At 64.8% G+C, this 10,398-nt stretch carries 8 protein-coding genes; 4 read left to right on the top strand and 4 right to left on the bottom strand.

Features of this window, described 5'->3' with window-relative positions; genetic code table 11:
- Positions 1-58: 58 nt before the first annotated feature.
- Positions 59-2,278 carry an NADP-dependent isocitrate dehydrogenase gene (locus ACYQ1Z_RS13645; RefSeq protein ID WP_459793071.1) on the bottom strand — a complete coding sequence of 740 codons (2,220 nt, stop codon included), beginning with the start codon at positions 2,276-2,278 and terminating at the stop codon, positions 59-61.
- A 312-nt stretch (positions 2,279-2,590) separates the two neighbouring features.
- Here ACYQ1Z_RS13645 and ACYQ1Z_RS13640 point away from each other — a divergent pair, with 312 nt between their 5' ends.
- Complete coding sequence (locus tag ACYQ1Z_RS13640) at positions 2,591-3,550, top strand: trypsin-like serine peptidase (protein WP_459793070.1); 960 nt, start codon at positions 2,591-2,593, stop codon at positions 3,548-3,550.
- Complete coding sequence (locus ACYQ1Z_RS13635; protein ID WP_459793069.1) at positions 3,534-3,752, top strand: hypothetical protein; 219 nt, start codon at positions 3,534-3,536, stop codon at positions 3,750-3,752. The genes ACYQ1Z_RS13640 and ACYQ1Z_RS13635 overlap by 17 nt, the downstream gene beginning before the upstream one ends.
- Before the next feature lie 76 nt (positions 3,753-3,828).
- Here the strand turns inward: ACYQ1Z_RS13635 and purH are convergent, their stop codons facing one another.
- The gene (gene purH, locus ACYQ1Z_RS13630) at positions 3,829-5,526 is read right to left on the bottom strand and encodes a bifunctional phosphoribosylaminoimidazolecarboxamide formyltransferase/IMP cyclohydrolase (protein ID WP_459793068.1); all 1,698 of its coding nucleotides are present in this window, start codon (positions 5,524-5,526) and stop codon (positions 3,829-3,831) included.
- 144 nt (positions 5,527-5,670) lie between these two features.
- Here purH and ACYQ1Z_RS13625 point away from each other — a divergent pair, with 144 nt between their 5' ends.
- Positions 5,671-7,023 (top strand): MFS transporter, encoded by a 1,353-nt coding sequence (locus ACYQ1Z_RS13625; RefSeq protein ID WP_459793067.1) that lies wholly within the window; start codon positions 5,671-5,673, stop codon positions 7,021-7,023.
- A 315-nt stretch (positions 7,024-7,338) separates the two neighbouring features.
- Positions 7,339-8,679, top strand: coding sequence for an exodeoxyribonuclease VII large subunit (locus tag ACYQ1Z_RS13620; protein WP_459793066.1), 1,341 nt, complete (start codon positions 7,339-7,341; stop codon positions 8,677-8,679).
- Between the two features lie 12 nt (positions 8,680-8,691).
- On the opposite strand, the gene ACYQ1Z_RS13615 is transcribed toward ACYQ1Z_RS13620, so the two are convergent.
- Both ACYQ1Z_RS13615 and purN read right to left on the bottom strand, forming a co-directional pair.
- Positions 8,692-9,672 carry an endonuclease domain-containing protein gene (locus ACYQ1Z_RS13615; protein WP_459793065.1) on the bottom strand — a complete coding sequence of 327 codons (981 nt, stop codon included), beginning with the start codon at positions 9,670-9,672 and terminating at the stop codon, positions 8,692-8,694.
- Positions 9,673-9,806: 134 nt separating this feature from the next.
- A complete protein-coding gene (purN, locus tag ACYQ1Z_RS13610) occupies positions 9,807-10,373 on the bottom strand; it encodes a phosphoribosylglycinamide formyltransferase (RefSeq protein WP_459793064.1) in 567 nt (188 codons plus the stop codon).
- Positions 10,374-10,398: the final 25 nt, after the last annotated feature.

The following is a 10,398-nucleotide window of genomic DNA, read 5'->3' as shown; positions in this document are numbered from 1 at the left end:
CCCCTCGTCCCCCTGCCCCCCCCCCTCTTCAACCTGCAGCTGCCGCAGCAGCCGTGGCCTAGCTCAGGCTCGCCACGACCTTGTTGAGGGTGGCCGAGGGGCGCATCACCGCGGAGGCCTTGGCCTCATCCGGGTGGTAGTAGCCCCCGATGTCCACCGGGGAGCCCTGGACCTCGGCCAGCTCGCCCACAATGGTTTCTTCCTTGGAGGAAAGTTCATCGGCGACCGGACGGAACGCGGCGGCCAGGTCGGCGTCGTCCGTCTGCTTGGCCAATTCCTCGGCCCAGTAGCGGGCCAGGAAGTAGTGGCTGCCCCGGTTGTCCAGCTCGCCGGCGCGGCGGCTCGGGGACTTGTTCTCCAGCAGGAACGTGCCGGTGGCGCGGTCCAGGGTGTCGGCCAGGACCTGGGCGCGGGCGTTGCCGGTGGTGGTGGCCAGGTGCTCGAAGCTGACGGCCAAGGCCAGGAACTCGCCCAGGCTGTCCCAGCGCAGGTGGTTTTCCTTGAGCAGCTGCTGGACGTGCTTCGGAGCGGAACCGCCGGCACCGGTCTCGAACAGGCCGCCACCGTTCATCAGCGGGACCACGGACAGCATCTTGGCGCTGGTGCCCAGTTCGAGGATGGGGAACAGGTCCGTGAGGTAGTCGCGGAGGACGTTGCCGGACACGGAGATGGTGTCCTGGCCCTTGCGGATCCGCTCCAGGGTGTAGGCGATGGCCTTGACCGGGGACATGATCTGGATGTCCAGGCCCTCGGTGTCGTGGTCCTTGAGGTACTCGTTGACCTTGGCGATGAGGTTGGCGTCGTGGGCGCGCTCCTCATCCAGCCAGAACACGGCGGGGGTCTGGGAGGCGCGGGCGCGGGTGACGGCCAGCTTGACCCAGTCGCGGATGGGCAGGTCCTTGGTCTGGCAGGCGCGCCAGATGTCGCCCTCGGAAACCTGGTGTTCGATCAGGACGTTGCCGGAGCCGTCGACGATCTGGACGGTGCCGGCTTCCTGGATTTCGAAGGTCTTGTCGTGGCTGCCGTATTCCTCGGCTGCCTGGGCCATGAGGCCGACGTTCGGCACGGTACCCATGGTGGTGGGATCGTAGGCGCCATTGGCGCGGCAGTCATCGATGACCACCTGGTAGATGCCGGCGTAGGAGCTGTCGGGCAGGACGGCCAGGGTGTCTGCTTCCTTGCCGTCCGGACCCCACATGTGGCCCGAGCTGCGGATCATGGCGGGCATGGACGCGTCCACGATGACGTCGCTGGGGACGTTCAGGGTGGTGATGCCCTTGTCCGAGTCCACCATGGCCAGGGCGGGACCGTCTTCGAGGCCCTTCTTGATGAGGCCCTGGACACCTTCGCGGACGTCCTCGGGCAGGTCCTCAAGTCCGCTCAGGATGGCGGCGAGGCCATTGTTGGGGCTCAGCCCGGCGGCGGCAAGCTGCTTGCCGTAGGTCTCGAAGAGCTCGGAGAAGTAGGCCTTGACCACGTGCCCGAAGATGATGGGGTCGGAGACCTTCATCATGGTGGCCTTCAGGTGGGCGGAGAACAGCACGCCCTCTTCCTTGGCGCGGGCAACCTGGGCCTTCAGGAACTCGTCCAGGGCCGCGGCACGCATGACAGTGCCGTCGATGACCTCGCCGGCCTGCACGGGGAAGGCCTTCTTCAGGACCTTGACCGAGCCGTCCTCGCGGACCAGCTGGATGGCGATGGTGCCTTCTCTTTCAATGACGACCGACTGTTCGTTGGAGCGGAAGTCGTCCTTGCCCATGGTGGCAACGTTGGTCTTGGAGTCAGCAGTCCAGGCGCCCATGGAGTGCGGGTTCTGGCGGGCGTAATTCTTGACGGACAGGGGTGCGCGGCGGTCCGAGTTGCCCTCGCGCAGGACCGGGTTCACTGCGGAGCCCTTGATCTTGTCGTAGCGGGAACGGATGGCGGTCTCTTCGTCCGAGGACGGGTTGTCCGGGTAGTCCGGCAGCGCGTAGCCCTGGCCCTGCAACTCTGCAATGGCCGCCTTCAGCTGCGGGATGGAAGCGCTGATGTTGGGCAGCTTGATGATGTTGGCTTCCGGCGTCTTTGCCAGCTCACCGAGTTCAGCAAGGGCGTCACCGATCTGCTGCTCGGGGGTCAGGTAGTCACCGAAGACGGCGATGATGCGGCCGGCGAGCGAGATGTCGCGGGTCTCCACCTCCACACCTGCTGTCGAAGCGAAGGCCTCGATGATGGGCAGGAACGAATAGGTAGCCAGCATCGGCGCTTCGTCGGTGTGGGTGTAGATAATCTTGGACATGCGCGGGCGTCTCCCTGTGGGTCGGCTTGGTTGTGAAATTTCGGTCCATTTCACCACGTACAACTTACCCGAGGACCAGCGTTTGAACCCTACCGCCGTGATCAGGATTACAGCGCTGGAGAGCGTACGACGGCGCCGCCCGCCCGGGTGCCCCGGCCCGCCGTCGCCTGCTTTTCGGCGATGACTCCCGGGCCCCGAAGAGCCATACATGATACGTCACTACTATTTACAAATTTGTCATGTGACGATAAATTCGCTACGTCACTTCTCCGGCCCGCCCCGGGGCCAATATCCCGTTCAGACAGGACAACAATGACGCGTACCAGGTCTTGGGCCACAGGCCTCCTGAGCCTTCCAGCAGCCGCCGTTCTGGCGCTCAGCACAGCCGGCGGAGCGGGCGCCGCTCCCGCCGCCTCCGGGGACCAGAAGGATCCCGCCGTTGTCAGCGTCGCCGCTGACGGCGCAGGTGCGGCCGAGTACTGGACGGCTGACAAGATGCGGAGCGCCATTCCGGGCGATGTCCTGGCTGCCAAGGCACTGGAACGCGGCAACCGTTCAGCCGTGGTGGAAAAAGGCAAGGGTTCCCAGGTCCAGGCGACCAAGGGCAAGCAGACCCTCGCGGCCAGTGAAACCCCGGTCAAGCACATCGGCAAAGTGTTCTTCACCCTCGGCGGCCAAAACTACGTCTGCTCCGGCAACGCCGTGGCCTCGGCCAACGAAAGCACCGTTGCCACCGCCGGCCACTGCCTGAACGAGGGGCCCGGCGCGTTCGCCACGAACTTCATCTTCGTCCCCGCGTACGAAAACGGCGCCGCCCCGTACGGCAAGTGGACTGCCCGCTCCTACTTCGCCCCCACGCAGTGGAGCGCGAACGGCGACATGGCGTACGACACCGGTTTCGCCGTGCTGAACAAACTGAACAACCAGACCCTGACAGACGTGGTGGGAGGATCCGGCGTGGCCTTCAACCAGGCACGCGGCCTGACCTACAAGTCCTTCGGCTACCCGGCGGCCCGGCCGTTCAATGGCGAGACGCTGAAGAGCTGCACCGGCACGGCTGCCCCTGACACCAACAACCCGCAGTTCGGCACCCAGGGCATTCCCTGCGACATGACCGGCGGCTCCTCCGGCGGCCCCTGGTTCATCGGCAGCAGCTCCTCCGGAACCCAGAACTCGATCAACAGCTACGGCTACAGCGGCACCAACGTGATGTATGGCCCTTACTGGGGCACCGTCATCCAGGCGACCTACACCAGTGCAGCCAAGTCCTAGCGAAGACCCGTCCGGCACGGAATCCGTCACCCGCAGCGACGCGCACCAGACCCACGAGGAGATCCTCGAGTACTGGACCCGGCAGCGGATGGCCGATGCCAAGCCCCGGGAGCCTCGGCTCCCGGCGGAGGGTCCGCGTCTCAAGCAGAGGGGCGCGGACGCCGGTAAACACGGCGGCAACCGGGAAGAGCCCGGCGCCTGACCCTGCCTGAACCAACAACGACGGCGCCTTTCCCCGCCGCAGGGACAGGCACCGTCGTTCTTTGAGGCGGTGGGGATCAGTGGAAGAAGTGGCGGGCTCCGGTGAAGTACATCGTGATGCCTGCAGCGTTTGCTGCCGCTATGACTTCCTCGTCCCGGACGGAACCGCCGGGCTGCACCACGGCGCGGACGCCGGCGTCGATCAGGATCTGCAGGCCGTCGGCGAAGGGGAAGAAGGCGTCAGAGGCCGCGACGGCGCCGCGTGCGCGCTCGGGCGCGCCGGCAACGCTGGCGTTGGAGGCACCGCCGGGGGCATCGCCCCCACTGGCACTGTCGGACTCCACCTGGAGGCCCAGCGTGTTGGCGCGCTCGACGGCCAGTTTGCACGAATCGAGGCGGTTGACCTGGCCCATGCCGATGCCGACGGCCGCGCCGTTGTCTGCGAGCAGGATGGCGTTCGACTTGGCTGCGCGGCAGGCGGTCCAGGCGAAGGCGAGGTCCGCGAGCGTCTTCTCGTCAGCGGCCTCGCCGGCGGCGAGGGTCCAGTTGGCGGGGTTGTCGCCGTCGGCGTCCACCTTGTCGGTGACCTGTACCAGCACGCCGCCGGAGACCTGTCGGATTTCGGTCGGGTACCGGCCGTAGCCCTCGGGGAGGGCGAGCAGGCGGATGTTCTTCTTCTTGGCGAGGATCTCCACGGCTTCCGGTTCGAAGCCGGGCGCGATGACAACCTCGGTGAAGATGTCCTTGACGGTGTTGGCCATCGCAGCGGTCACGGGGCGGTTTGCTGCGATGACGCCGCCGAAAGCGGAGACGGGATCGCAGGCGTGTGCCTTGGCGTGGGCATCGGCGATCGGGTCCGCGGCGTCCGCGGATCCGATCGCCACGCCGCAGGGATTGGCGTGCTTGATGATGGCGACAGCCGGTTCGCTGAAGTCGTAGGCGGCGCGAAGGGCGGCATCGGCATCCACGAAATTGTTGTAGCTCATTGCCTTGCCGTGCAGCTGGTCAGCCTGCGCGATGCCGGCCGGTGCGGCCTTGTCCACGTACAGTGCGGCCTGCTGGTGCGGGTTCTCGCCGTAACGCAGGACCTCGGAGCGTTCCAGGGACAGGCCGGCGTAGGCAGGCCAGTCGATGACGCCGTCGCCGTCCTCATCCAGGAACTGGCTGGCGGTCCAGCTTGCTACCGCGTTGTCGTAGGACGCTGTGTGGGCGAAGGCCTTTGCGGCGAGGCGGCGGCGGGTCTTCAGGTCGAAACCGCCGGCCGAGGCGGCTTCCACGACCTGTCCGTAGAAGCCGGGATCCACCACGATGGCGACGGCGGCGTGGTTCTTCGCGGCCGACCGCACCATGGCGGGGCCTCCGATGTCGATCTGCTCGACGACGTCGTCCTGGGCTGCGCCGGACTTGACGGTTTCGACGAACGGGTAGAGGTTCACCACCACCAGGTCGAACGGCTCAATCTCCATGGCGGTGAGCGTCTCCATGTGGGCGGCGACGCGACGGTCGGCGAGGATACCGCCGTGGACGCGGGGGTGGAGCGTCTTGACGCGGCCGTCCAGCATTTCCGGCGAACCGGTGACTTCCTCCACCTCCTGGACCGGGATGCCGGCGGCGGCGATCTTCTTGGCCGTGGAGCCGGTGGAGACCAGCTTGACACCCGCTGCGTGCAGGCCCTGGGCGAGCTCCTCCAGACCGGTTTTGTCGTAAACCGAGATCAGCGCCCGGCGGATGGGTACACGGTCAATGGATACGCGCTCATGCTGCGTGAAGCTCACAAATGTCTCCGTCTTATCTCGCGGAACAATGCCGCGGTTGGTGGGGATAGGGCCAGTTTATCGCGAAGCGAAGGTTGCCCCGCGAGTAGTGCCGGAGTGTGGACGCGGGACGTGCGGGACTAGAGTTTTCCCCAGGAGGCTGAGATGAATACTTACACCACTGTGCCAAGCGGCGAACAGGTGGTCCAGGAGCTGCCGTGGCGGTGGAAAGTCCAGGGCAGGATCTTCCTGATCGGCGGCCTGGGTTTTATGTTCGACGCCTGGGATGTGACGCTGAACGGCATCCTCATTCCGCTGCTGTCCACGCACTGGGCCCTGACGCCCGGGGAGGTGGCGTGGGTGGGGACGTCCAACCTCATCGGCATGGCCCTCGGCGCTTTTGTGTGGGGCACCATCGCGGACACCATCGGCCGGAAGAAGGCGTTCACCGCGACGCTGCTGATTTTCTCCCTCTTCACCGTCCTCGGAGCCTTCTCCCCCGACTTCATCTGGTTCTGCGTGTTCCGGTTTATGGCCGGGTTCGGCCTGGGCGGATGCATCCCGGTGGACTATGCGCTGGTGGGTGAGTTCACTCCGCGGAAGCAGCGCGGAAAGGTCCTCACCGCCATGGACGGGTGGTGGCCCGTTGGTGCGGCGCTGGCCGGCTTCGTCTCCGCCGCGTTGGTGGCCCTCTTTGGTGACTGGCGGCTGACGATGCTGGTGATGGTCCTGCCGGCCCTGTTGGTGTTCTGGGTCCGGAGGAGCGTTCCGGAGTCCCCGCTGTTCCTCATCCGCAAGGGCCGGCGGGAGGAAGCGGCCCGGGTCATTGACGGCCTGGTCGAAGCCACGGGAGCCGAGGCCCGGGCATACAGCCTGCCTGACGCCAAAGACGTGCCGCGGCTCTCCGCCGGCAGCGCCTGGACGCAGCTGCGCTCCGTGTGGCAGTACAACTGGAAGATCACCGCCGCGGCGTGGGCGCTGTTCTTCAGCATCCTGCTGGTCTACTACCTGTCCCTGACCTGGATGCCGCGGATCCTGATCGGCGCCGGGTTCGCCGAGTACAAGGCGTTCGTCACCACCGCCTCCATGGCCGCCGTCGGCCTGCTGGGCGTCATCGTGGCCGCCCTGCTGGTGGAACGCGTGGGCCGCAAATGGATCCTCGCCATCACCGGCCCGTTGTCCGCGCTGACCCTGGTGATCGTCGCGTTTGTGGTGGATATCCCCAGCGCTGCGGTGTTCTGGCTCCTGGTGTTCGGATTCGTGGTCCAGGTAGCCATCCCGGTGCTCTACGCCTACGTCTCCGAGCTGTACCCCACCGAACTGCGCGGGACGGGTTTCGGTTGGGCGTCCACGTTCTCCCGGCTGGGCGCCGGCTTCGGCCCGCTCATCTTCGCGAACTATTTCTGGCCCGAGCTCGGCCTGGCAACGTCCTTCGCCCTGGCCGGCGGCCTGGTGCTGCTGGCCGTGCTCTGGATGGCGTTCTTCTCCCCGGAGACCAGGCAGCGCAGCCTGGAATAGACCCCGCTCCCCACATCTCCCCACATCTCCCCTCCCCTCCCGACTGACTCGCATTTGTTGTCGTTTTCAGGCCTGAGAACGACAACAAATGCGAGTCAGTTGCGTAGCGGCCTTGGACCTTTGACCCGCCATGTCGGAGACCACCGCTAGGCTCCGCAACAAATGCCGGAGACCATTCCGGCCGAGCGATGGGGAGCCCGCATGCGTCCGTATCAGAAGCCGGTACCGAGTCCGGCCAAACGTTCTGTCAGTGAAGTCCGTGGCTGGGTACGAAGCCAGTTTGGCCAACACGAAATCACGATGCGCGGTGAGTGCATGGCCCCCAGAAAAACCGATAACAGGTGGAGTTTTGATCTCGTCTCGGTGTCTCCAAGTGGAATCGAGTTCCTTTCCTGTGTCGTATGGGACGAGATGGCTCCCAGAATCGATGCGCATCTTCGAGGAAACGGCTCGTCACTGGAACAAGCGATGTCGGAAGGCATGCTGCTCACACTGACAGGCACGCTTTGGCTCAACTCGGAGGGGACAGTCGGTGTCAGGGTCACAGCCATTGAATCGGACTTCGCCCGCCGAGGTGTTCTCCACCTCGAGGACAAGAAGGCAATCGCGTCGCTTCGGGCAGCGGGTGTTCCCAAGAGTCGGCTCAGCAATGCGTTCACGCATGACAATCCGGAGAACGCCTTCAAGTATCTTGACTGCAAACCTGATCGTGTGATGGTCGTGGGCCCTGCCAACGCGCAGGGTATCGGGGACCTGAAAAGCCGGCTCTTAAATAGTCGCCGGATATCACCTGAGGTCTTCTATAGGCCCATTTCCTGGGCCGCCAGCGGAAGTATCGGAATTTTCCAAGCGCACCTTCAGGAGGCACAGGACCTGGGCTTGGATTTGGTCGTGCTTGCCCAAGGTGGCGGGCACTGGAGGTGGCTCCGCAGCTACCAACGTGCAGAACTCGCTCTGGCTATTCAGAAGTCCCCCGTCCCGGTGGCAACGGCAGTGGGACATGACTCAGATGTTTCCGTAGCTGACCGGGCTGCCACATTGTCCTTCGCCACCCCGACAGCTGCCGCTGAGGCTATCGCCAACGAATTGGCCTTCCACCGTCGGCAGCAGAGGAGGGACGCTCATCAGAGCGCAGAGCGCGAGCGTCGTGTATCAGAGCAGGCGGCCAGGGCAGCAGACCGGTCCGCTCTGGAATCCGACATCGCGGTCCTCAAGGCCAAATACACGGAGGCACGGGTGGCTGCCGGCGCTGCTCAGCGACGCGAGTCGGAAGCGCTTGCCGGCCTATACAACGTTTTCACAGTCCACACCAAGGACCTTCTGGAAACTGCGGAGGAGCGTGTGAGGCTCATCTCCCGCGTGTCATCGGCAGCAATTCTCGTGGTCGCTGCCGTGCTTCTGGTACTCAGTGAGGAGGTTATGGCCTTGCTTCAATCCAGCAGCACTGCACCTCAGGGGTGGCCATACTTCGTGGCCGTCGCCGCCACAGCCATAGGACTATTCGTGTGGCAGCGGCGGGCGAGAAGAAATATCGGACTGCCGTCTGCGTCGGCAATGAAACGTCCCCCCGGAGACGTTGACTCCTGGCGTTTTGCTGTAAAGAAGGTCCGTACTGTTCGACGGCTCCGGCAGCTTCGACGTCACGCACCCATCTAACTCCCAGTGGAATCACTGTATGTGCCTTAGCTGCCGGTCCCTTGTGTCCGGCGACCACCCTCTGCTCAACAGTGCGGCCCGCACTTTCGAGACGGCGGCCCTGCCTTCGTTTTCCATGTGATGTTTGGAAATCCTTACGAGGAGCCATCCTCCACGGGTGAAGTCTTCCTCCCGGGCAATGTCTTTAACGACTTGGTCTGCGGTGGAATGCACCTCGCCGTCGTACTCCACAGCAACCTGCTGCTCGGGGTAACTAAGGTCCGGCTGACGCACGACGCCGGTAGGCAATTGAATAGGCACATTCACTAGCGCCTTGGGCAGGCCGCGGTCTTCAAGTGCAAGCCTCAGACGTGTTTCAGGAGCGGAGTCGGAGCCCACGCACGCCCGGTCGAGTGCCAGGCGGGCCTTCCGGATTCCGGGTGTTCCCTTGTGCCGGTCCAGCATGTCGGCCAGTTCCTCCAGGGTGCAGTATGGGTGCGTCCTGAATTCGAATGCCGGCCTGGGAATTCGCACCAGATGGTCTGCCACTACCGTCAGTTCTTCCACGGTCATCCGTCTGGCAATGTCCAGCCAGGTCCGCGCCCTGCTGGTCACAAGCAAACCGTCCACGCAAACTATCTCGTCGTCAAAAAACTGTCCCACGTGACCGACGACGCCCCTGCGGCGCGGTATCGCCATCGTGTCAGGACGGGAAATGTGGATGCGAGAATCATCTTGGCCGGGCAGATAGCCCGGAAACTGCCAGAACGTGAAGGCTGTGGCATGAGACGCAGCGGCATATGCCGTGATCGTGGTGAAGGGCCGCACGACGCCCGGCACAGGTGCAGGCCCCGGACCAGCCATTGATTCTCGGTCCGGAACCCTAATACCACGGCTGGGTGAGTGAAGTGCGCCGTGCCGCAGCCGCCTAAGGCTAATGCCGGCGTCGACCGCTTCCTGAAAGGTGAACGGCAGACTGGCGAGAGGTGCGGGCAGCGGACTCGGAGTCTTCACGGCACCATCGTTGCAAACCCTTGCGGCCCCTGCTGCCGTTATCCACAGGCCGCGAGGCCCAGTCCCAACTGACTGGCATTAGTTGCCGTTTTCGGGGCTCAGAACGACAACAACTGCGAGCTAGTTGGGGTGGGTCAGGGGGCGGCGGCGAGGTTGGCCAGGGTGGCGACCAGGAGCCGGCGCTCCACCACCTTGATCCGCTCGTGCAGGGTTTCCTCGGTGTCGCCGTCCTCGATGGCCACGGCTTCCTGCGCGATGATGGGTCCGGTGTCCACGCCGGCATCGGCCCAGTGCACCGTGCAGCCGGTGACCTTGACGCCGTAGGCCATCGCATCCCGGACGCCGTGGGCGCCAGGGAACGCGGGCAGCAGGGCCGGATGGGTGTTCAGGTACCTGCCGTTGAAGGCGTCAATGAATTCGGGGCTGACGATGCGCATGAAACCCGAGGAGACCACCACGTCCGGCTCGAACTCCGCCACGGCCTTGGTGAGGGCGGCGTTCCACTCGGCCCGGTCGGCATAGGCCTTGAAGTCCACCACAAACGTGGGGATCCCGGCCGCGGCAGAGCGTTCCACCCCGTAGGTGCCCGGCCGGTCGGCACCGACGGCGGCGATCTCGACGTCGAGCTCCCCCGCCTTGACCGCGTCGATTACTGCCTGGAGGTTGGACCCGGTGCCGGAAACGAGGACTACGATGCGCATTGGTCTAGCTTATTGGCAGGCTCGC

Source organism: Arthrobacter sp. AD-310 (assembly GCF_054656615.1).
The sequence above is the reverse complement of the archived record's forward strand: the minus strand, read 5'-3'. Positions and strand labels throughout refer to the sequence as shown.

Coding starts and splice junctions, on each gene's coding strand:
- ACYQ1Z_RS13645 (WP_459793071.1), bottom strand. CDS start 2,278: ATGTCCAAGATTATCTACACCCACACCGACGAAGCGCCGATGCTGGCT.
- ACYQ1Z_RS13640 (WP_459793070.1), top strand. CDS start 2,591: ATGACGCGTACCAGGTCTTGGGCCACAGGCCTCCTGAGCCTTCCAGCA.
- ACYQ1Z_RS13625 (WP_459793067.1), top strand. CDS start 5,671: ATGAATACTTACACCACTGTGCCAAGCGGCGAACAGGTGGTCCAGGAG.
- ACYQ1Z_RS13620 (WP_459793066.1), top strand. CDS start 7,339: ATGGCCCCCAGAAAAACCGATAACAGGTGGAGTTTTGATCTCGTCTCG.
- purN (WP_459793064.1), bottom strand. CDS start 10,373: ATGCGCATCGTAGTCCTCGTTTCCGGCACCGGGTCCAACCTCCAGGCA.